Source organism: Caulobacter sp. AP07, from assembly GCF_000281955.1.
Taxonomy (GTDB): Bacteria; Pseudomonadota; Alphaproteobacteria; order Caulobacterales; family Caulobacteraceae; genus Caulobacter.
In genome coordinates, this window is record NZ_AKKF01000122.1 from 150,629 (window position 1) to 169,429 (window position 18,801).

The following is an 18,801-nucleotide window of genomic DNA, read 5'->3' on the forward strand; positions in this document are numbered from 1 at the left end:
CATGACCGACGCACCCGACCTCGACCGCAAGAAAGCCGCCGCCCGCGCCTGGTTCGAAAGCCTGCGCGACCAGATCTGCGCGGAATTCGAGCGGCTGGAGGACGAAGCCCCGGCCGACCTCTATCCGGGCCAGCCCGGCCGCTTCGTCCGCAAGCCGTGGGACCGCGAGGCCGGCGGCGGCGGGGTGATGTCGATGATGCACGGGCGCCTGTTCGAGAAGGTCGGGGTCCATGTCTCGACGGTGTTCGGGACCTTCACCCCCGAAATGGCCAAGTCCATGCCGGGCGCGGGCGACGACCCCCGGTTCTTCGCCACCGGCGTCAGCCTGATCGCCCACATGCGCAGCCCGCGCGTGCCGGCCGTGCACATGAACACCCGCTTCATCGCCACCACCCAGAGCTGGTTCGGCGGCGGCGGCGACCTGACCCCCCTGCTCGGCTACCAGCGCCAGCAGGACTTCCCCGACGCCATCGACTTCCACGCCGCCTACCAGCGGGCCTGCGACGCCCACAACCCGGCCTGGCACGCCAAGTACAAGGCCTGGTGCGACGAGTACTTCTTCCTGCCGCACCGCAACGAGCCGCGCGGGATCGGCGGCATCTTCTACGACCACCACGACAGCGGCAGCTGGGATCGCGACTTCGCCTTCACGCAAGACGTCGGCAAGGCGTTCCTGGAGATCTATCCGCAACTGGTCCGCCGACGGATGGGCGAGGCGTGGACGGCCGAGGAGCGCGAACAGCAACTGGTGCAGCGCGGCCGCTACGTGGAGTTCAACCTGCTCTACGACCGGGGCACGATGTTCGGGCTGAAGACCGGCGGCAACGTCGAGTCGATCCTCAGCTCGATGCCGCCCGAGGTGAAGTGGCCTTGATCTGAACCCTTCTCCCCTTGCGGGAGAAGGTGGCGGCCGAAGGCCGACGGATGAGGGGTCGATCGCTCCATCCGCGCCCGTCTCGTACTAAGATCGCCCACAGGCTTTCAGGATCTCGGCGAGAACAGCGTCGGGAAAATCCTGGATCGCCTTGTTCGCAAAGCGCATCACCCGGAAGCCCTGATCCCCTAGCCACGCGTCGCGAATGACATCACGCGAACTGCCCTCATGGTGCGGACCGTCCGCTTCGATGATCAAGCGGTGGCGCAGGCAGAGGAAGTCCGCGACATAGCGGCCGAGTGGGACTTGGCGGCGGAATTTCAGACCATCAAGCTTGCGATCGCGCAGCAGCGTCCAGAGCATCCGCTCGGTCGCGGACGGTTCGCGACGTTGAGCGCGAGCGAAGGCGAGTTGTCGGGCGCGATCCACCATAAATAGAACAATACAAGAACGCATCCGCATGGCAATCCCTCTCCCCTTGCGGGAGAGGGTGGCCCGCGAAGCGGGTCGGGTGAGGGGTTGATGAACGCAAAAGCCGCGCTCGGCCTATCGGCTGGGCGCGGCTTTCGATGTTTGAGAGACCCCTCATCCGGCCCTTCGGGCCACCTTCTCCCGCAAGGGGAGAAGGATTCGGACTACGCCTTCGGGCACTTCGCTCCCGTATCGATCCACGCCTGCACCAGCTCCCCGAACGCCGCCTGGGTCCCTGGCGCCGGCTGGCGGCCCGCGCCCGGATTCCAGGCCCAGCCGACCAGGTGATCGCTCGCCAGGTGCTCGTGCAGTTGCGCCAAGCCCCGGCCGCCGTTCCTCGCCGGGTCCTTGATCTGGGCGCAGATCGCGCCGAGCGACTTGCCCTGCCAGGCCATCTCGGCCGGGGCCAGGGCCCATTTCGCGTCGCCGGGGATCGACTGGATGTCCTGGCCCCAGGTGGCGACGTTGGCCGGGCCGTGGCACGCGGCGCACGGCAGGCCGGCCGGGCCGTGGCCGCCCTGGCCGGCCACCATCGGCGGATTGTGCGGATGGCGGTCGTCGCCCTGGGTGGGGGCGCGCTGGACCGGGTGGCAGTTCAGGCAGCGCGGGCTCTGGATCACCTTGCCGGCCTCGGTGAACAGGGCCACCGAGCGGGCGGTCGGGTCCTTGATCGACACGAAGCTGGCGGCGGTCTTCAGAGTCTGGGCGGGCGGTGGCGGGGTGGCGGCCGGCGCGGCGGCCCAGACGGCGGAGATCAGGGCCCCGCCCGTCAGGGCGCAGCCGGCGACGAGCAGAAGCGTGACGGCGCGCATGTGAACCTCCCGGGTTTCAGCGGGAACGGCCGCCTCGCGGCTTAGGTTGCCTCCACCGGGCCATTTTGGGCCAGAAAAGATTCGATCCAGCCGGCCACCCGCGCGCGGTCGTTCTGGCCCCGCAGGGTGGAGATCGCCGCGTCGGCCTGGGCGTCGGTATAGCGGTCGCCGCGCCGGGCCTCGATCAGGGCCGCGGCGTAGGCCGGGTCGAACTCGGGGTGGAACTGCATCGAGATCGCCGCCTGGTCGTCATAGACCAGGACGCCGGCCGGGGTGAAGGCGCTGCCGGCCACGGCGCGGGCGCCCGGCGGAAGCTCGACCACCTGGTCCTGGTGCGAGGCCGGCACGGCGACCTTCGCGCCGGGGTCCATCCACGGCTGGGGTTCGACCACGTCATAGGCGTGCAGGCCGACGCCCCAGCCCTTGTCGGACTTCACCACCTTGCCGCCGAACGCCTCGGCCATCACCTGGTGGCCGAAACAGACGCCGACCAGCGGGGCCTGGCCCCGGGCGGCGCGCAGGAAATCCTTCAGCGGCGCGATCCACGGCAGGTCGTCATAGACCCCGGCCGCCGAGCCGGTGACGATATAGGCGTCGCACTCGGCCGGATCGTCCGGCAGCACGCCGGCCTGGACGTCGTAGGCGACGTAGTCGTGCCCGGGGCCCAGCAGGTCCTGGAACATGCCGCCATAGCGCCCGAAGGCCGGTTGCAGGGCTTCCGGCGGTTCGCCGGTCTCGAGCAGGCCGATCTTCATGGACGGGTCTCCTGGCGCATCAGGTGCTGACCGGCATTTGTGGGCAGGCGCGGCCGAGTTCAAGGCGAAGGCGCCCCCCAGAACCCCTCTCTCAAAGAGAGAGGGATCAAGAAGCCGCCCCTAAAACACCATCCCCTGGGCCACGGCCTTCAGCCGCTCGATGGCCGAGAACTTGTCCTCGATGAAGTCCTGGTCGATCCACCAGATCTCGACCTCGCGCATCACCTCGCCGACCATCGGGCCCTTGGGCACGCCGGATTTCAGGATGTCCTCGCCGGTCAGCGGGAAGGCCGGCGGGGTCCAGCTTTCGCCCAGGGCCAGCAGGCCGCGCCACTGCGGGGTGGTGGCCGTGCGTTCGGCCCCGGCCCAGGCCAGCTTGACCCGGTCGCTGAAGGTCTTGATCCCCAGGGCGTAGACCGCCCGGCGAGCTTCGCGCGGGCTCATCCAGCTGACGATGCGCGGCGACTTGCCCACCGCCTCGACCAGCCGCTCCTTGAGGGCGTTGGACAGCCGCAGCCGCTCGGCCATCTGGGCGGCGATCTTCGGATCGTCGGGGATCAGGGCGGCCAGGCGCAGTTCGGGATCGTTCTCGAACAGCTGCTCGGTCTCGATGGTCATCAGGCCCTCGAAGCGGGCCAGCGACTTCACGAACGGCAGGATCGACGACAGCACGCTGGTGGCCGCCATCAGCCGCAGGGCGGCGCGCGGATCGTCGGCGGCCAGCAGCTTGAGCAGCTCTTTCTGGGTGCGCTCGGCGGCCCGGCCCTCGACCATGCCCTTCAGCGCCTTGCAGGCGGCCAGCGCCTTCTGGTCGGCCTCGCCCTTGCCGTACCAGGCCTGGAAGCGGAAGAACCGCAGGATGCGCAGATAGTCCTCGCGGATGCGGGTCATCGGGTCGCCGACGAACACCACCCGCCCCTCGCGCGCGTCGTTCACCCCCTCGCCGGTCGGGTCGTAGAGCCGGCCCTGCGGGTCGACATAGAGGGCGTTGAAGCGGAAATCGCGGCGCTCGGCGTCCTGGTCCCAGTCCTGGGTGAACGACACCACCGCCCGGCGGCCGTCGGTCGAGACGTCGCGGCGCAGGGTGGTGACCTCGTAGGGCCGGCCCTTGGCGATCGCCGTCACCGTGCCGTGGTCGACGCCGGTGGGAATGGCCCTCAGCCCGGCCTCGTGCAGGGCCTCGATCACCTGGTCGGGGGTCAGGGTGGTGGCGATGTCGATGTCGTCGATGGGCTTGCCCATAACGGTGTTGCGCACGCAGCCGCCGACGAACCGCGCGCAGCCGGGGAAGCCCCGCGCCTCGAGCGCCGCGATCACGGCCTGGGTCTCCGGCAGCGCCATCCAGGGCGCCACGCCTATGGTCTCTGTGTTCACGCTACTCCCCCGTACACGCCACGCCCCCCGTCTGCGCGGGGGCACGCATTTCAAACGAATATCTCGAACCAGCAAGCCCAAGGCCGGGGTTCGATGCTCAGGCGACGGCCTCTTCGCCATGCAGGCGCTCATAAAGCGCCCGCAACATGCCCGCTGTCGCGCCCCAAATGAAACGCTCGTTCCACGGCATGGCGTAGAAGAACCGCCGCTCGCCGTCCGGCAGGTCGCGATGCTGGCGCTGATGGTTGCCGGGGTCCATCAGGAACGAGAACGGCGTCTCGAACACATCGGCCACCTCGTCGGGGCTGGCCTCGAAGGTGGCGGCCGGGTCGATGAAGCCGACCACCGGGGTGACGTGGAAGCCGGTCACCGTGCGGTAGCCGTGCAGCAGGCCGGCCAGGGTGACGAACGACGGGTCCAGGTTCACCTCCTCCCGGGCCTCGCGCAGGGCGGTCTCCCACGGCGTCTCGCCCGGGTCGCAGCGGCCGCCGGGAAAGGCGATCTGGCCGGTGTGGCTGCGCAGGGTGTCGGCGCGGCGGGTCAGCAGCACCGTCATGCCCGCGTCGTGCTCGACCAGCCCGACCAGCACGGCGGCCGGGCGCAGGGCATGGGGATTGTCGGGCCGCATGTCGGGATTGAGGTCGTAGTCCGAGCGCGCGGCGTCGAGGCTGGGGTCGTAGGCGTCGATCGGGTCCAGACGGCTGGAAATCCAGGCGCGGCGCTCTTCCCGGGTCAGGCTCATCGGTGCGCCCCCGCCGGGGCGATCGGGAACCAGGCGCCGTTCGAGGCGACGCCCAGGCGCGGGCCCTCGGGGGTGTCCCGCTCGGCCGCCAACTCGACCAGTTCGTAGAACACCGGCCGGGCGATCAGGGCCTCCAGGCCGCGCCGCACGTGCAGATAGGGCCGCGGCTCGCCGCTCGCGGCGTCGGTCTCGACGCGGATGGCGTTGCCGGGCCCCGCCTCGACCACATCGCCGACATTGGTCTCGAAGCGCAAGATATCGCCCACCCCATCCTTGCCTGGGAGGACGTCCACGCGAGTGGCGATAAAGGGCGCGTCCTCGACCTGGATCTTCAGCTTCTCGACCGGGGTGACCAGGTGGTAGCCGTCCGGATCCAGCCGCAGCACGGTCGAGAACAGCCGCACCAGCGCCTCGCGGCCGATCGGCGAGCCTTCGTGGAACCACACCCCGTCCTTGCGGATGCGGATGTCGATCTCGCCGCAATGCTCCGGATGCCACAGGTGCACCGGCGGCAGGCCGCGCGCGCCAGCCACCTTGGCGGCGGCGGTGACGCCCGCGAGGCCGGAGGGGGCGGGATCGTCGGTCATGGGCTTCAGGTAGGGCAAGTGGGGCGCCGGCTCAAGCGATGGCTAATCACCCGATCAGGATCGGCCCCACCAGGCCCGCGTCGCCGCCCTCGACCAGCGCCTTGACCAGCACCCGGCGCTGGTCGGCGGGACCGGGCATGGTCGCCCGGGCCGCCGGCGCGGCCGAGAAGCCGATCCGGCCGAAATAGGGCGCGTCGCCGACCAGCAGCACCGCGCGCCATCCCGCCTTGGCCGCCGCCGCGCAGGCCGCCTCGACCAGGGCCTGGCCCAGGCCGTGGCTGCGCTCGGTGGCGTCGACCGCCAGCGGACCCAGGAAGGCGACGGGCTGGCCGCCCACGCTGACCGGCCACAGGCGGACGCTGCCGATCACCCGGCCTTCGTTGAGGGCGACGAACGAGCAGTCGTCCAGCTTGCGGTTGCCCTCGCGCAGGCGCTCCGACGACTTGGCGAAGCGGCCGGGACCGAAGGCGCGGTCGACCAGCACCTCGACAGCGCGGGCGTGCTCGAGCCGTTCGACGAGGATCAAGGGCGGAACGATGGAAGGGACGACGACGGAAGACGGCATGAACTTGGGATATCCGGACACGAAAGGGGACATAGCCCCGGTTCGTGACGCGGCCGAGACGGCCGCCGACACCAGGGCGGTTAGTCGCGGACTCCGGTCCGCGCGGCGCAGGTTCGTCGCAGGCGTCGCATCGGCGGCGCATCCCTCGTTTCCAGAGGGGCGCGAAATAGGGCCTGGGGCGCGCTGCGTCAATAAATTCAACGGCCGCATGAGAGAAACGCGATTGCGGCAGCGCTCCGTGGAGGACATGGTCCCGCCCCGATGACCGACCTTCCCCCCGACCCCGACTCCGTCCCGTCCGCCCTCGAAGCGCCGGACACCTCGATGCGCGCCCTGCTCAGGCAGAACGACTTCCTGTTCTTCTGGGCCGCGCGTTTCGTCTCCACCCTGGCGGTGCAGATCCAGGGGGTGACGATCGGCTGGCAGGTCTATGTGCTGGCCCGCGAGACCGGCCACAGCGAGGGCCAGGGGGCCTTCCTGCTGGGCATGGTCGGCCTGGCCCAGTTCATCCCGCTGTTCTTCCTGGCCCTGACCGCCGGCGAGACCGCCGACCGCCACGACCGCAAGGCGATCATGACCGCCGCCATCGGGGTCGACATCCTCTGCGCCGCCGCCCTGGGCTTCCTGGCCTGGTCCGGCCACACGACCCTGTGGCCGATCTTCGCCATCGCCGTGCTGTTCGGGGCCGGCCGCGCCTTCCTGTCGCCGGCCTCCAGCGCCATGGGCCCGATGCTGGTGCCCCGCCCGCTGCTGCCGCGCGCCATCGCCTGGAACTCGCTGTCGTGGCAGAGCGCCTCGATCATCGGCCCGGCCCTGGGCGGCCTGCTGATCGCCGTCTCGACGGCCACGGCCTTCGGGACCTCGGTCGCCCTGTTCCTGGCCGCCGGCCTGCTGCTGCTGGGCATCAGGGGCTCGACCAAGCCGGTGGTGCAACCGGGCTCGCGCTGGACCCTGATCAAGGAGGGCCTGGTCTATACCTGGCGCAACAAGATCGTCTTCGGCTCGATCTCGCTGGACCTGTTCGCCGTGCTGCTGGGCGGGGCCACCGCCCTGCTGCCGGTGTTCGCCCGCGACGTGCTGCACGTGGGACCCGACGGCTTCGGCATGCTGCGCGCCGCCCCGGCCGTGGGCGCGACCCTGGTGGCGATCTATCTGGCCAGCCACCAGATCCGCCGGCGGGCCGGGATGCTGATGTTCGGCGCCGTGGCGGTGTTCGCGACCGCCACCATCGTCTTTGGCCTGTCCAAGCTGGTCTGGCTGTCGGTCGGCGCCCTGGCCGTGCTGGGCGCGGCCGACATGGTCTCGGTCTATATCCGCCAGACCCTGGTGCAGTTGGTCACCCCCGACCCGATGCGCGGCCGCGTCGCCGCCGTCTCGGGCCTGTTCATCAGCGCCTCCAACGAACTGGGCGAGTTCGAGAGCGGCGTCGCGGCCCGGTTCCTCGGACCCGTGGGCGCGGCGGTGTTCGGCGGGGTCGGGGCGCTGGTGGTGACGGGCGCGTGGGCCCGGATGTTCCCGGCGCTGCGCAAGGCGGACCGGCTGGAGTAGGACCGTTCGCGGGACGGGGACAGGCACATGTGCCTGTCCCCAACGGAACCCCTACGCCCCCGCCAACCTGACCAACGCCTCTCCCGTCATCCGCCGCACGATCCAGTCGTCCAGCGCCGCCGCTCCAAGGCTGTCGTAGAACGCGATCGACGGGGCGTTCCAGTCGAGCACGGCCCACTCCAGCCGGCCCAGCTTCTCGTCGACGCAGCGCCGCGCCAGGCCCGCCAGCAGCGCCTTGCCGGCCCCGCTGCCCCGCGCCGAGGGCCGCACGAACAGGTCCTCCAGATAGATCCCGTGCCGGCCGACGAAGGTCGAATAGTTGTAGAACCACAGGGCGAACCCCACCGGCTGGCCGTCGAGCTCGGCGATGTCGCAGAAGGCCCTCGGATTTTCGCCGAACAACGCGGCGGTCATGTCGTTTTCCGTCGCCTCGACCGCGTCGAGCAGCTTTTCGTATTCCGCCAGGTCGCGAACGAACCGATAGATCAGGGCGCTGTCGGTCGGGACGGCGGGCCTAACAGTGACTTTGGTGGTGACGGGCATGGCGGTCTCTTCGGACTATCTGAATTTCGTGCTCGAACAGCTGGCCCCGCTCGGACCGCTGACCTCGCGCAAGATGTTCGGCGGAGTCGGGCTCTACGCCCAAGGCCTGTTCTTCGCCCTGATCGACGACGACACGCTGTACCTCAAGGGCGACGAGGCCCTGCGGCCGGACTTCGAGGCGGCGGGCAGCCATGCCTTCTGTCCGTTCGCCGACGCCAAGCCCATGGCCTACTGGTCGGCGCCCGCCGAGGCGCTGGACGAGCCGGATCTGCTGGTGGACTGGGCGAGGCGCTCGATCGCGGTGGCGGCGGCGCGGAAGGCGCGGAGATAGCTATCGGGCCGTCTGGGTATCCGACATGCGAAGCAGAAGCCCGACCAGCGGCCTGTTGACGTAGTAGTTGTTGCGTCCCTGGCTGTGTTTCTCCAACAGCCCCGACGCCGCCAACTCATCGAGATAGCGAGCCGCGGTCTGTCGCACGACGCCCAGTTCGTTCTGAACAAACTCGATGCGCGTATAGGGGTGACGAAACAGGTTGTTGAGCAGGTCCTGCGAGTAGAGTCGCGGATGCTCCGTTCTCAGGCGACGCTTGTAGTCGATCATCAGATCGCCCACCCCCTGGACCAGTTCCAGTGTCTGCCGCGATGTTTCCGAAGTGGCCCGCAGCATGTAGAGCAGCCACTCCTCCCAAACGCCGGTGTCGCGCACGGCCTGCAGCAGTCGGTAGTATTCGGCCTTGTGGGCGTTGATGTAGCGGCTGAGGTAGAGGATCGGAATGTCGAGCAGACCCGCCTTGGTGAGGTAGAGCACGTTCAGGATACGCCCGATCCGCCCGTTGCCGTCGGGAAACGGGTGGATGCTTTCAAACTGGTGATGGATCAGGGCCATCTTGACCAACGGGTCCAGATCACTGGCGGCTTCGTCGTTCAGGAAACGCTCCAGCGCCGTCATGTGGGTGACGATCGCGGTGCGGTCTTGCGGCGGCACATAGACGACCTCGCCCGACGCGTCGTTGCGTAGCGCCGTCCCCGGCGTCGCCCGAAACTCGCCCGTCGTGCGCTTGAGCACCTGAAACATCTCGATGATCATGTTGTTGGTCAGCAGGCCCTGGTTTTCGGCGAGCCGGTCGTAGCCACGCTTCAATGCATCGCGATAAAGCGCGACCTCCTTGGCCGGCCCGCCATCAGGACTGTCGGGAAAGAGCGTCGCCTGGAACATCTCGTCCTGGGTCGTGACGATGTTCTCGATTTCGGAGCTCGCGCGCGCCTCCTGGAGCGACAGGGTGTCGATCAAGATGCCCTGGTTGGGGATAGCCGTGGCCCGCCCCTTCAACTCCGCCAAGTAGCGGTGAGCCCGCGCGGCTTCACGAAGCACCGCCACGGTTTCGAGTTCCGCCGCTGGCGGCAGAACGGGAATGTCGTAGATCGACTTTAACACGCCGCACCCTTCATGTTAAAGGATCGCTTTTTTTTTAACACGATGAGCGCGACATGTAAAAAAGTTCGCTATTTGCGAACTTGGGATCCTACCCGATCACCACCCCCGGCGGCGGCACGCTGTCCTCGGGCACGAAGAAGTCCGGCATCAGGGTCGCGGTCGGATCGACCCGGTACTGATCGAAATCCCGCACGCCCTCGCCGTACAGGAAGGTGTCGTCGATCATGAACTGGCCGGTGAACTCGCGCGACGGCTTGAGGAACATCGCGTGGGCGGCGTCGGCCATGATCTCGACCGTGCGGCAGTGCTTGAGGCCTTCCGCGCCGGTCAGGGCGAACTGGATGGCGGCGGTGGCGATGGCGGTGCGCGGCCACAGGGCGTTGAAGGCGACGCCGTCGGCCCGGAACTCCTCGGCCATGCCCAGCATGCACAGGCTCATATTGTACTTGGCCATCGAATAGGCGACGTGCGGGGCGAACCAGCGCGGCTTGATGTCCAGCGGCGGCGACAGGGCCAGGACGTGCGGATTGGCCGCCTTCTTCAGGTGCGGCAGGCAGATCTTCGAGGTCAGGAACGTGCCGCGCCCGTTGATCTGGTGCATCAGGTCATAGCGCTTCATGTCGGTCGCCAGCGTGCCGGTCAGCGAGATCGCCGAGGCGTTGTTGACGCAGATGTCGATACCGCCGAACGTCTCGACCGCCTTGTCGACGGCCGCCTGAACGCTGGCCTCCTCGCGCACGTCGACGATCAGCGGCAGGGCCTTGCCGCCGGCCGCCTCGATCTCGGCGGCGGCGGTGTAGATGGTGCCCGGCAGCTTGGGATGCGGGTCGGCGGTCTTGGCGGCGACCACGATATTGGCGCCGTCGCGGGCGGCCCGCAGGGCGATGGCCAGGCCGATGCCGCGCGAGGCGCCGGTGATGAACAGGGTCTTGCCGTTCAGGCTCATGGCTGTCTCCAGAGGTTCGATCAGGTTCTACGCCGAGATCCGGGGCCGGTCATCCCGCACCCGTGGTCTCCACCGACAGCGCCCACAGCCGGTCGGCCTGTTCCGGGTCGAGGGCGTAGGGCATGACGCCGGACCAGCCGGCCTCCTTGGTCCAGGGCGCGGCCTGGGCGAGGTCTTCCAGATAGAGGCCGCCGACGCCTTCCAGCTCGTCGCCGACCGCCGCCCAGACGCTGGTCGAGGCGCCCTGCTCGGGCGTCTTGAAGCCGTCGCGGACCTTGCCGTTCTCGTCGATCCAGCCCATCGCCCGCTGCTCCTCGATCGGCAGGTGGCGCTGCAGCGGGGTCATGATGCCGCCCGGCATGACGGCGTTGGCGAACACGCCCCCATCCTGCGCCAAGCCCTTGAAGCGCTGGGTGAAGCCGACCGCGAACAGGGCGTTGGCGGTCTTGGCCTGGCCGTAGCTTTCCCACTTGTCGTAGGGGTGGGACCGGAAGTGCGGGTCCTCGAAGTTCATCGGCGCGCGGCGGTGGCCGATCGACGACAGCGACACGAGGCGCGACGGCTTTCCGGACGCCTTGGCGCCGGCCACCAGGTTGGGCGCCAGCAGCACCGACAGCAGGAAGTGGCCGAAGTGGTTGGTGCCGATCTGCATCTCCAGCCCGTCCTCGGTATAGGCGAGCGGGCAGGCCATGACGCCGGCGTTGTTGATCAGCAGGTGCAGCGGCCGGTCGCCCCAGCGCTCGGCGAAGGCGCGGATCGACTTGAAGCTGGCAAGGTCGAGCATCGACCACGAAACCTTGCCTTTAGCCGTCCTGGCGATGTCGGCGACGGCGGCTTCGGCCAGGTCCGGCTTGCGCACGGCGATCACCACCTCGGCCCCGGCCTCGGCCAGGGCGCGGGCGGTCTCGATCCCGATGCCGGTGGCGCCGCCGGTGACGATGGCGACCTTGCCGCTCAGGTCATGGCCGGCGACCACGTCGCGGGCCGGCGTATAGGCCCCGAAGGGCGATTTGATGCGGTCGGCCATGATGTTCGCTCCCAGACTTTTCTCGTTGCGGTCGACGCTACAACTGCAGGACCAGAATCCCCAGGGCGATCGCCAGGCACAGCGGTCCGTAGGCGCGGCGATTGAGGGTCGCGAACGGCGTACCCTCGGCGTAGCGGAACACCGGCGGCACATAGGTCGCCAGGCCGCGCCCGGCGAACACCGCCAGCAGCCCCCAGCGCGCGGCCTTCAGCCAGCCGTCCCAGGCGGTCGGCGCCAGGGTCGCCAGAACCAGCGCCCCGCCTGTCGCCAGGGCCAGGGCGACGGCGACGCCGGACAACAGGCTCGGAGCCCGCATGCCCCGGGTGCGCCCGACCACGTGCTCGACCATGGAGGCCTCGTCATGGCCCGGCCAGCGGCCGCCGAACGCCCAGTAGAGATGGATCCCCGCCAAGGCGAACAGCGTCGCCGCCAGGAGCACGGCCAGCACGACCTCAGCCGACCTTGCTGAAGTCAGGGGCCCGGCGCTCGGCGAAGGCCATGAAGGCCTCGCGGGCCTCGGCGGTCTGCAGGCGCTGGGCGAACAGCTCGCCCTCCTTGTCCATCAGGGCCGAGATCGCCTCGGCGTCGCGCATCAGCCGCTTGGTGACGGTCAGGGCCCCCAGCGGACGCTTGGCCAGTTGGTCGGCGGCGGCGCGGGCCCGGGCGCGGAGGTCTTCCAGCGGCACGACCGCGTTGGCGATGCCCCAGGCCACGGCCGTCGTCCCGTCCACCGCCTCGCCGAGGGCGAACATGGCGTAGGCGCGGGCGTGGCCGATGCGGGCCGGCAGCAGCAGGCTGGAGGCGGCCTCAGGCGCCAGGGCCAGGTTGACGAACGGCACGGTCAGGCGCGCGTCGGGGCTGGTGAACACCAGGTCGCAATGCAGCAGCATGGTGGTGCCGACGCCCACGGCCTGGCCGTGCACGGCGGCGACCAGCGGTCGGGTGGCCTTGGCCAGGTTCTTCAGGAACCGCATCACGTGACGCTCGCCCTCGAAGGCGCCGGTGGCCTGGGCGGTGAAGTCCTTCAGGTCGTTGCCGGAGCTGAAGCTGTCGCCGTCGCCCTGGAACACCACCACCCGGATCGCGGGATCGGCCTCGGCCCGTTCCAGGCTGTCGGCCAGCACGCCGTACATGGCGTTGCTCAGCGCGTTCTTCTTGTCCGGACGGGCCAGGGTAATGGTCATCACGCCGGCGTCGACGGCGACCTGAACGTGCCCAGAATCGAGGGTGCTCATGCGGGATCTCCTTTGGGGAACTTGGCTTGCAGGCTGGACAGCCAGCGGGACACCACGGCGATCTCGTCGTCCGTGAAGCCGTCGGTGAGGTGGGCGTTGAGGCCTTCGACGCCGGCCTTGGCGGCCTCGCGGGCCTCTCGGCCCTTGTCCGTGAGATAGAGGCGCAGGGCGCGGCCGTCCTTGGGGTCGGGGCGGCGCTCGACCAGCTCGGCGCGGGCCATGCGGTCGATCAGGCCGGTCATGGCCGAGGGGGCCAGGTCCAGGGCCTCGGCCGCCTCGCCGATCAGCGTCCCGTCGCCCTGGCCCAGCACGAACAGGGCCCCGGACTGGGCGGCGGTCAGCCCGCCCTTGGCGGCCATCTTGGCCTCGACATAGCGCTGCACCCGTCGGTGGGCGACGTTGAGCAGGAACACCAGGCGGCGGTCGGGAGGCGTGGTCATGGCGCGACAATATGGTTCGCGCACGAAATATCAAACGATTGTTTTGTGAATCACCAACTGCCGGGGACAGGCACATGTGCCTGTCCCCATCCAGTGGTCAGACCGCCCGGTACCAGTTCACCCCGTCGGCGTCCGCCTCGCGCACCGCCAGGCCACGCCCGATCAGGCAGTTGAGGTGGGCCAGGGCCTCGCCGGTGGCCATGCCCAGCAGGTCGGGCCCGATCGGCCGGGCGAACAGCGCGCCGAACACGTCGACCGCCCGCCGGGGCTCGTCCAGCTTGCCCTGCAAGCGTCCCAGGCCGCGCTCATGGCCGTTGATCAGGTGGTCGATGCGGGCGTGCAGTCCCCGGAACGGGTCGTTGTGGGCCGGCAGCACCAGCACGCTGTCGGGCACCGTCGCCTTGACCTTGGCCAGCGAGGTCAGCCAGTCGGTCAGCGGATCGGCGTCGGGTTCGGTGGGGAACACCGAGACGTTGGACGAGATCTTCGGCAGCACCTGGTCGCCCGAGATCAGCACCCCCAGGTCCTCGCACCACAGGCAGGCGTGGTCGGGCGAATGGCCCTGCCCGGTCACCACCCGCCAGGCGTGGTCGCCGATCATGAAGGCCTCGCCGTCGACCATCCGCCGATAGCTGTCGGGCAGTTGGTAGATCGCCTTGCCGAAGCCGCCGAACCGGGTCCGGTAGCTCTCGATGCCGTCCTCGTTCCAGCCGGCGGCCCGGAAGAACCGCACCCCGTCCTCGGGCGCCTCGCGGCCGGTGTCGGCCACCAGCATCCGGCACTGGAAGTATTCCAGGCGGGTCATCCACAGGCGGACGTCGAACTTGCGGGCGATCCACCCGGCCAGGCCGACATGGTCGGGATGCAGGTGCGTGACGATCACCCGGGTGACCGGCGCCCCGCCCAGGGCCAGGGCGAAGGCCGTCCGCCAGGCCTGCGAGGTCTCCTTGGTCTGCATGCCGGTGTCGACCACCGCCCAGCCCTCGCCGTCCCGGATCGCCCAGACATTGATGAAGCCCAGCGACCCGCCCAGCGGCTGGCGCAGCCACAGCACGCCCGGCGCGACCTCGACCGCCTGGCCCGAACCGGGCTCCGGCGTCTGCTCGAACGGATAGACCAGCCGCGGCCTGCGCGCCTCCGGCGCCTCGTCCGTAGGCGTCTCTTCGATCCCGTCGCGCATCCCGCGTCCTCCGGTCGCGGCCCGTGCTCCGGGCCGTCGTCATCATTGCGCCCCCGTCGGACGACATCTTGACCCTCGATGCAAGCGGGCCTTAAGTCCGCCGCGAGGAAATTTACCCAGGAGACGTACCCCCATGAGGCCCTTCGCGATCGGCTTGACCGCCGCCCTCGCGCTCGCCGCGCTCATTCCGGCCGCCGTGATCTCGGCGCCGAAGGAGAAGGATAAGCCCGCCGCGGTCGACGCCAAGGCGCGCGAAGCGGGCATGAAAGACGCACCGGCCCTGGTCACGGCCGCCAGCCTGGCCTGCACCGTCTCCGACGCCCGCTTCATCGGCGAGGACAAGAAGACCGCCACCAAGTATTACGAAGTGGCCTGCCAGCAGGGCATGGGCTTCGCGATCTCGGCCAAGAAGGACGTCGCGCCGCTGGCCTATACCTGCCTCGAAAGCAGCGCGCCCGGCCCCGACGGCAAGACCGGCGGCCTGGCCTGCGTGCTGCCGGCCAACCTCGACCCCAAGGCCGGCCTGGCCCCCTTCATCAAGAAGGCCGGCGTGCCCTGCGAGCTCGAAAACGCCCGGGCGATCGGCGCCGGCGCCAAGAACAGCTACTTCGAAATCGCCTGCAAGGGCGGCGTCGGCTACATCCTCACCGCGTCCTCGCCGGTCAACCTGGACCAGGACGTCACCGCCAACAGCTGCCTGCTGTACGAAGACGGCGGCAATGTCAGCTGCAAGCTGACCGACAAGGCCACCCAGCTGGCCATCGTCGACACCCTGGCCGCCGGCTCGGGCAAGAACTGCGCGATCAAGGACAAGCGCTACGTCCTCAGCACCAAGACCGACAACTATTTCGAAGTCGCCTGCCAGGACGGCAAGGGCTACATGCTGCAACAGGCCGCCGCCACCGGCGCCCTGGCCAAGACGATCGACTGCGCCCAGGCCAGCTTCGTCGGCGGCGGCTGCACCCTGACCGACAGCGTCGCGGCCCAGACCGAACAGGCCGGCCTGTACACCAAGCTGGCCACCAAGGCCGGCTTCGACTGCAAGGTCGAGAAGTACGGCATGCTGCCCAGCCAGGATCCGCGGAAGGAAATCGTCGAGCTGAAGTGCGCCAACCGTCCCGACGGCGGCATCGGCGTGTTCACGGCCACCGAAAACCACGTCTATGACTGCGTGGCCTCGGAGATCAACGGCTACCGCTGCAGCTTCACCAAGGCCGACGCGGTCTATCCGCGCCTGACGGCCAACCTGAAGTCGCTCGGCAAGGGCAGCTGCACGGTTTCGGGTTCGCGGGTCATCGGCCAGACCGCCACCGACGGCTATGTCGAGGTCGCCTGCTCCGACGGCCTGCCCGGCTGGGTCATCGCCTATCCGCTGGGCGCCGGCTCGACCACCCCCAAGGAAGTCATGTCCTGCCTGCAGGCCAAGGGCGTGGGCGGCGGCTGCAAGCTGCCGACCAACACCACCAAGAGCTAGATCGGGTTCAAGCCCGAACGAAGAAGCCCGCCGGGAGCGATCCCGGCGGGCTTTTTTGTTGGGGCGTGGGTGGTCCGCGGGAATGCCGGCTGAAAGAAATATGCGCGTTGGAGCGGCGCCTTACAGACCCGCCCCGACCTTCTCCAGTCCGGTGGCCAGCTGCTTCAGGCGCTTGTCCAGCTCGGCCATGGTGCGGTTCAGCGCCCCTTCGTCATCGCGCCAGACCTGCAGGGTCCGGGCCCAGACCGCCGTCATCGCCGTCAGGCGGGCGGGCGTGGCGTCGACCCCGGCCGCTTCCAGGATGGCGCGGGCGGTCCTGGGGAACCGCAGGGCCGAAATGACCAGGCGCTCGGAGCGGCTGATGGCGATCAGGGCGGCGCGGTGCGGCTCCATCGCCTCGATCCGGGCCATGGCGGCGTCGAACAGGCGGTCGTGCGTTGTGGCGTCTTCCGCCGACGCCGTGCCCAGGGCGGCGCGGTCGAAGCGGGCGGCCAGGTGGTTCAGCACCGCGGCCTTGCCGTCGGCCCGGGCATAGAGCTCGGCGAACGGGATCTCGGCCTTCACGGCGATGTCACGCAGGGACACCTGCGTCCACGGCCGGTCGGCGGCCAGGGCCAGGGCCGCGGCGGCGGCGCGATCGAGGATGTCTTCGGCGGCGGTCATGCTTGTTCAGATGGCGGGTTGAGCGTCGCCTGACAAGCACCCTCTCCCATGGGGAGAGGGAGGGGCCCGCGCCGAAGGCGTGGGAGGGTGAGGGGGTAAGACGCCTGACGGCGCGCCGGCAGGACGCCGAGAGAAATCGGTGAAGGCGTAATCCCTCACCCCCCCAAGCTTCGCTTGGGCCCCTCCCTCTCCCGCTGGTTCTAGGAACCCAACGCCTTCGACCGCGCCACCGCCGCCTCCAGCGCCCGGGGCAGCAGGTCGCCGAAGCCCCCCTCGCCCATCAGCACCGCCAAGGCCGCCGCCGTGGTGCCGCCCGGCGAGGTCACCTGCCTACGCAGCTCGGCCGGCTCCTCCCCGCCCCGCCCCAGCAGGGCGGCGGCGCCGACGATGGTGGCGCGGGCCAGGGTGGCCGAGGCGGCGGGGTCCAGCCCCTGGCCGGCCCCGGCCGCCTCCAGCGCCTCGATGAGGGCGTAGAGATAGGCCGGGGCCGAGCCCGAAACGGCGGTCGCCGCATGCATCAGCTCTTCGTCGTCGAGATCCACCACCGTGGCGACCGGCGCGAACAGGGCGTGGGCGCGGACCCGGGCCCGCACGGTGTCGGCGTAGATGCTGGCGGTCCCCCGCCCGATGGCCACGGCGGTGGTCGGCATCACCCGGGCCACGCGGCGACCGCCGAACACCTCGGAGATGTCGGCGGCGCGCACGCCGGCGGCGATCGAGACGATGACGGCGTCGGGGGCCAGGTGCGGCACGACGTCGGCCGCCGCCTCGCGCCAGATCTGCGGCTTGACGGCCAGCAGCACGGTACTGGCGGCGGCCAGGGCCTCCAATGGCGGATTGACCACCGCGCCGGGGAAGGCGGCGGGGTCGGCATAGGGGTCGCGGATGATCAGGTCGGCGGCGGCGAAGGCCCCGGCCTCGCGCCAGCCGGCGATCAGGGCCCCGCCCATGCGTCCGGCGCCGAGGAGGAGGATGGGGGTCATGGCAAGGGCTCCCGAGACATCGTCCTTCTCCCCTTGCGGGAGAAGGTGGCCTGCGTAGCAGGTCGGATGAGGGGTCGCACGTGCGTATTCGAGCGGGCCTGACGGCGCGGCGGCGCCTTCCATCGACCCCTCATCCGTCAGCTTCGCTGACACCTTCTCCCGCAAGGGGAGAAGGATTTGAATCTAAGCCTGGCCCACCGTTTCGAACATGCAGGCGGCCATCGCCTCGTCCGGGGTCTTGGCGCTGTGCAGCAGGAAATCGAAGGCCGGATAGAAGCGGTCGGCGGCTTCCACCGCCGCGTCGATCATCGAGGCCGCCTGGGCCATGGTCGGGCGCTCGCCGGCCGGCAGGGCCAGGGCGTGGCGGAACACCACTTCGCCATCCTCGGTCCAGACCTCGAAATGGCCAAGCCAGACGCGCTGGTTGATCATCGACAGCAGCTCATAGGCGCTGGGGCGTTTGGTCTTGCTGGCGCGCAGGTCCAGCGACAAGCACAGCTGCAGGCAGTCGGCCTCGGGCCGCCACGCGAACCACAGCTCGTAATCCTTCCAGTCGCCGGTCAGGGCGAAGGCCAGGTCGCCGTCCTCGGTGCGGTCGAAGGTCAGGTTCTCGGCCGCCAGGACGTGCTCGACGACCTCCAGGGGATCCATCGCCAGCAGGACGTCGTCTTCTTCGGGTTGGGTGTCCATAAGAACCTTTGGCCCCCGGGGGAAAACGGGTCGGTGGGACCCGTTCAAATCACCCACTCGGAGGACTCTAAGCTGCTTCGCGGGCGGCGTCACAACCGCCTTCACGTCGAACGGGAAACGAAACTCGCCTATTTGGCCGCTTCGTCGCCTTTGGGAGACACCGGCTTGGCCGCGGTTTTCTTGGCCTTCAGGGCCGCGACTTCCTCGCGCAGCGCCGCGACCTCGGCCTTCAGGGCCTCGAAATCGTCGCGGCGGATCAGGTCGAATTCGGCGGCCAGCCGGTCGGCCTGGGCCCGCATCGCGGTCTTGGCTTCCTCGCCGGCGGTCTGGGCGATGCCCATGGCGGCCTGGGTCAGCTTGGCGAATTCGTCGAGGAAGGGGTTTTGGCTGTGCATCGAGATTCCAGGGGCGCGGCGGGTTCGTCGCCGGCCTTATATGGGAAACGGGAGATGAAAGC

23 protein-coding genes are annotated in these 18,801 nt (G+C 69.5%); 4 read left to right on the top strand and 19 right to left on the bottom strand.

Annotated features, from left to right (window positions below; translation table 11 throughout):
* Window position 1 precedes the first annotated feature (1 nt).
* On the top strand, window positions 2–874 hold the full coding sequence (gene hemF / locus PMI01_RS07190) for an oxygen-dependent coproporphyrinogen oxidase (protein WP_007666201.1): 873 nt from the start codon (window positions 2–4) through the stop codon (window positions 872–874).
* An 87-nt stretch (window positions 875–961) separates the two neighbouring features.
* On the opposite strand, the gene PMI01_RS26395 is transcribed toward hemF, so the two are convergent.
* The 7 genes from PMI01_RS26395 to PMI01_RS07225 all read right to left on the bottom strand — a co-directional run bounded on the left by PMI01_RS26395 (window position 962) and on the right by PMI01_RS07225 (window position 6,180).
* Window positions 962–1,336 carry a DUF559 domain-containing protein gene (locus PMI01_RS26395; protein ID WP_238537016.1) on the bottom strand — a complete coding sequence of 125 codons (375 nt, stop codon included), beginning with the start codon at window positions 1,334–1,336 and terminating at the stop codon, window positions 962–964.
* Between the two features lie 173 nt (window positions 1,337–1,509).
* Complete coding sequence (locus tag PMI01_RS07200) at window positions 1,510–2,157, bottom strand: hypothetical protein (protein WP_007666202.1); 648 nt, start codon at window positions 2,155–2,157, stop codon at window positions 1,510–1,512.
* Window positions 2,158–2,198: 41 nt separating this feature from the next.
* Window positions 2,199–2,912 carry a type 1 glutamine amidotransferase gene (locus PMI01_RS07205; protein ID WP_007666204.1) on the bottom strand — a complete coding sequence of 238 codons (714 nt, stop codon included), beginning with the start codon at window positions 2,910–2,912 and terminating at the stop codon, window positions 2,199–2,201.
* A gap of 120 nt (window positions 2,913–3,032) precedes the next feature.
* Window positions 3,033–4,286 carry a CCA tRNA nucleotidyltransferase gene (locus PMI01_RS07210; protein WP_085954846.1) on the bottom strand — a complete coding sequence of 418 codons (1,254 nt, stop codon included), beginning with the start codon at window positions 4,284–4,286 and terminating at the stop codon, window positions 3,033–3,035.
* A gap of 97 nt (window positions 4,287–4,383) precedes the next feature.
* Window positions 4,384–5,022 carry a CoA pyrophosphatase gene (locus PMI01_RS07215; RefSeq protein WP_035035202.1) on the bottom strand — a complete coding sequence of 213 codons (639 nt, stop codon included), beginning with the start codon at window positions 5,020–5,022 and terminating at the stop codon, window positions 4,384–4,386.
* 2 nt (window positions 5,023–5,024) lie between these two features.
* Window positions 5,025–5,615, bottom strand: a complete 591-nt coding sequence (locus PMI01_RS07220) for a DUF1285 domain-containing protein (protein WP_035035204.1) — start codon at window positions 5,613–5,615, stop codon at window positions 5,025–5,027.
* A gap of 46 nt (window positions 5,616–5,661) precedes the next feature.
* Window positions 5,662–6,180: a GNAT family N-acetyltransferase gene (locus tag PMI01_RS07225; protein WP_035035206.1), complete on the bottom strand. Its 519-nt coding sequence runs from the start codon at window positions 6,178–6,180 to the stop codon at window positions 5,662–5,664.
* 261 nt (window positions 6,181–6,441) lie between these two features.
* Between PMI01_RS07225 and PMI01_RS07230 the strand changes: the two genes are divergently transcribed.
* Complete coding sequence (locus PMI01_RS07230) at window positions 6,442–7,728, top strand: MFS transporter (protein ID WP_007666211.1); 1,287 nt, start codon at window positions 6,442–6,444, stop codon at window positions 7,726–7,728.
* A gap of 51 nt (window positions 7,729–7,779) precedes the next feature.
* Here the strand turns inward: PMI01_RS07230 and PMI01_RS07235 are convergent, their stop codons facing one another.
* On the bottom strand, window positions 7,780–8,271 hold the full coding sequence (locus PMI01_RS07235) for a GNAT family N-acetyltransferase (protein ID WP_007666212.1): 492 nt from the start codon (window positions 8,269–8,271) through the stop codon (window positions 7,780–7,782).
* Here PMI01_RS07235 and PMI01_RS07240 point away from each other — a divergent pair.
* Window positions 8,270–8,602, top strand: a complete 333-nt coding sequence (locus PMI01_RS07240) for a TfoX/Sxy family protein (protein WP_051989920.1) — start codon at window positions 8,270–8,272, stop codon at window positions 8,600–8,602. The genes PMI01_RS07235 and PMI01_RS07240 overlap by 2 nt on opposite strands.
* Here PMI01_RS07240 and PMI01_RS07245 read toward each other — a convergent pair whose 3' ends face one another.
* From PMI01_RS07245 to PMI01_RS07275, 7 genes are all read right to left on the bottom strand, one after another.
* On the bottom strand, window positions 8,603–9,706 hold the full coding sequence (locus PMI01_RS07245; RefSeq protein WP_007666215.1) for a Fic family protein: 1,104 nt from the start codon (window positions 9,704–9,706) through the stop codon (window positions 8,603–8,605). It abuts the gene before it with no gap.
* An 88-nt stretch (window positions 9,707–9,794) separates the two neighbouring features.
* Window positions 9,795–10,652 (bottom strand): SDR family oxidoreductase, encoded by an 858-nt coding sequence (locus tag PMI01_RS07250; RefSeq protein ID WP_007666218.1) that lies wholly within the window; start codon window positions 10,650–10,652, stop codon window positions 9,795–9,797.
* 49 nt (window positions 10,653–10,701) lie between these two features.
* Entirely contained in the window at window positions 10,702–11,679 is a 978-nt protein-coding gene (locus PMI01_RS07255; protein WP_007666219.1) for an SDR family NAD(P)-dependent oxidoreductase, read from the bottom strand.
* 37 nt (window positions 11,680–11,716) lie between these two features.
* On the bottom strand, window positions 11,717–12,127 hold the full coding sequence (locus tag PMI01_RS07260; RefSeq protein ID WP_238537017.1) for a DUF3995 domain-containing protein: 411 nt from the start codon (window positions 12,125–12,127) through the stop codon (window positions 11,717–11,719).
* A 4-nt stretch (window positions 12,128–12,131) separates the two neighbouring features.
* Window positions 12,132–12,914 carry an enoyl-CoA hydratase gene (locus PMI01_RS07265; RefSeq protein WP_007666223.1) on the bottom strand — a complete coding sequence of 261 codons (783 nt, stop codon included), beginning with the start codon at window positions 12,912–12,914 and terminating at the stop codon, window positions 12,132–12,134.
* Window positions 12,911–13,354: a MarR family winged helix-turn-helix transcriptional regulator gene (locus tag PMI01_RS07270; RefSeq protein WP_007666225.1), complete on the bottom strand. Its 444-nt coding sequence runs from the start codon at window positions 13,352–13,354 to the stop codon at window positions 12,911–12,913. Before PMI01_RS07270 ends, PMI01_RS07265 begins: the two co-directional genes overlap by 4 nt.
* Window positions 13,355–13,451: 97 nt before the next feature.
* On the bottom strand, window positions 13,452–14,534 hold the full coding sequence (locus PMI01_RS07275) for an MBL fold metallo-hydrolase (RefSeq protein ID WP_007666227.1): 1,083 nt from the start codon (window positions 14,532–14,534) through the stop codon (window positions 13,452–13,454).
* A 133-nt stretch (window positions 14,535–14,667) separates the two neighbouring features.
* Here PMI01_RS07275 and PMI01_RS07280 point away from each other — a divergent pair, with 133 nt between their 5' ends.
* Window positions 14,668–16,008, top strand: a complete 1,341-nt coding sequence (locus PMI01_RS07280) for a hypothetical protein (RefSeq protein ID WP_007666229.1) — start codon at window positions 14,668–14,670, stop codon at window positions 16,006–16,008.
* A gap of 120 nt (window positions 16,009–16,128) precedes the next feature.
* On the opposite strand, the gene PMI01_RS07285 is transcribed toward PMI01_RS07280, so the two are convergent.
* The 4 genes from PMI01_RS07285 to PMI01_RS07300 all read right to left on the bottom strand — a co-directional run bounded on the left by PMI01_RS07285 (window position 16,129) and on the right by PMI01_RS07300 (window position 18,739).
* Window positions 16,129–16,671, bottom strand: a complete 543-nt coding sequence (locus PMI01_RS07285) for a hypothetical protein (protein WP_007666231.1) — start codon at window positions 16,669–16,671, stop codon at window positions 16,129–16,131.
* A gap of 200 nt (window positions 16,672–16,871) precedes the next feature.
* Complete coding sequence (proC, locus tag PMI01_RS07290; protein WP_007666234.1) at window positions 16,872–17,654, bottom strand: pyrroline-5-carboxylate reductase; 783 nt, start codon at window positions 17,652–17,654, stop codon at window positions 16,872–16,874.
* A 183-nt stretch (window positions 17,655–17,837) separates the two neighbouring features.
* Window positions 17,838–18,344 (bottom strand): YbjN domain-containing protein, encoded by a 507-nt coding sequence (locus PMI01_RS07295; RefSeq protein WP_007666236.1) that lies wholly within the window; start codon window positions 18,342–18,344, stop codon window positions 17,838–17,840.
* Between the two features lie 128 nt (window positions 18,345–18,472).
* Window positions 18,473–18,739 carry an accessory factor UbiK family protein gene (locus tag PMI01_RS07300; protein ID WP_007666239.1) on the bottom strand — a complete coding sequence of 89 codons (267 nt, stop codon included), beginning with the start codon at window positions 18,737–18,739 and terminating at the stop codon, window positions 18,473–18,475.
* Between the last annotated feature and the right edge of the window lie 62 nt (window positions 18,740–18,801).

What these genes read in the sequence shown, in the direction of transcription:
- hemF (WP_007666201.1), top strand. Translation starts at nt 2, where the DNA reads ATGACCGACGCACCCGACCTCGACCGCAAGAAAGCCGCCGCCCGCGCC.
- PMI01_RS26395 (WP_238537016.1), bottom strand. Translation starts at nt 1,336, where the DNA reads ATGCGGATGCGTTCTTGTATTGTTCTATTTATGGTGGATCGCGCCCGA.
- PMI01_RS07200 (WP_007666202.1), bottom strand. Translation starts at nt 2,157, where the DNA reads ATGCGCGCCGTCACGCTTCTGCTCGTCGCCGGCTGCGCCCTGACGGGC.
- PMI01_RS07205 (WP_007666204.1), bottom strand. Translation starts at nt 2,912, where the DNA reads ATGAAGATCGGCCTGCTCGAGACCGGCGAACCGCCGGAAGCCCTGCAA.
- PMI01_RS07220 (WP_035035204.1), bottom strand. Translation starts at nt 5,615, where the DNA reads ATGACCGACGATCCCGCCCCCTCCGGCCTCGCGGGCGTCACCGCCGCC.
- PMI01_RS07225 (WP_035035206.1), bottom strand. Translation starts at nt 6,180, where the DNA reads ATGCCGTCTTCCGTCGTCGTCCCTTCCATCGTTCCGCCCTTGATCCTC.
- PMI01_RS07230 (WP_007666211.1), top strand. Translation starts at nt 6,442, where the DNA reads ATGACCGACCTTCCCCCCGACCCCGACTCCGTCCCGTCCGCCCTCGAA.
- PMI01_RS07240 (WP_051989920.1), top strand. Translation starts at nt 8,270, where the DNA reads ATGGCGGTCTCTTCGGACTATCTGAATTTCGTGCTCGAACAGCTGGCC.
- PMI01_RS07235 (WP_007666212.1), bottom strand. Translation starts at nt 8,271, where the DNA reads ATGCCCGTCACCACCAAAGTCACTGTTAGGCCCGCCGTCCCGACCGAC.
- PMI01_RS07250 (WP_007666218.1), bottom strand. Translation starts at nt 10,652, where the DNA reads ATGAGCCTGAACGGCAAGACCCTGTTCATCACCGGCGCCTCGCGCGGC.
- PMI01_RS07255 (WP_007666219.1), bottom strand. Translation starts at nt 11,679, where the DNA reads ATGGCCGACCGCATCAAATCGCCCTTCGGGGCCTATACGCCGGCCCGC.
- PMI01_RS07265 (WP_007666223.1), bottom strand. Translation starts at nt 12,914, where the DNA reads ATGAGCACCCTCGATTCTGGGCACGTTCAGGTCGCCGTCGACGCCGGC.
- PMI01_RS07270 (WP_007666225.1), bottom strand. Translation starts at nt 13,354, where the DNA reads ATGACCACGCCTCCCGACCGCCGCCTGGTGTTCCTGCTCAACGTCGCC.
- PMI01_RS07275 (WP_007666227.1), bottom strand. Translation starts at nt 14,534, where the DNA reads ATGCGCGACGGGATCGAAGAGACGCCTACGGACGAGGCGCCGGAGGCG.
- PMI01_RS07280 (WP_007666229.1), top strand. Translation starts at nt 14,668, where the DNA reads ATGAGGCCCTTCGCGATCGGCTTGACCGCCGCCCTCGCGCTCGCCGCG.
- PMI01_RS07285 (WP_007666231.1), bottom strand. Translation starts at nt 16,671, where the DNA reads ATGACCGCCGCCGAAGACATCCTCGATCGCGCCGCCGCCGCGGCCCTG.
- proC (WP_007666234.1), bottom strand. Translation starts at nt 17,654, where the DNA reads ATGACCCCCATCCTCCTCCTCGGCGCCGGACGCATGGGCGGGGCCCTG.
- PMI01_RS07295 (WP_007666236.1), bottom strand. Translation starts at nt 18,344, where the DNA reads ATGGACACCCAACCCGAAGAAGACGACGTCCTGCTGGCGATGGATCCC.
- PMI01_RS07300 (WP_007666239.1), bottom strand. Translation starts at nt 18,739, where the DNA reads ATGCACAGCCAAAACCCCTTCCTCGACGAATTCGCCAAGCTGACCCAG.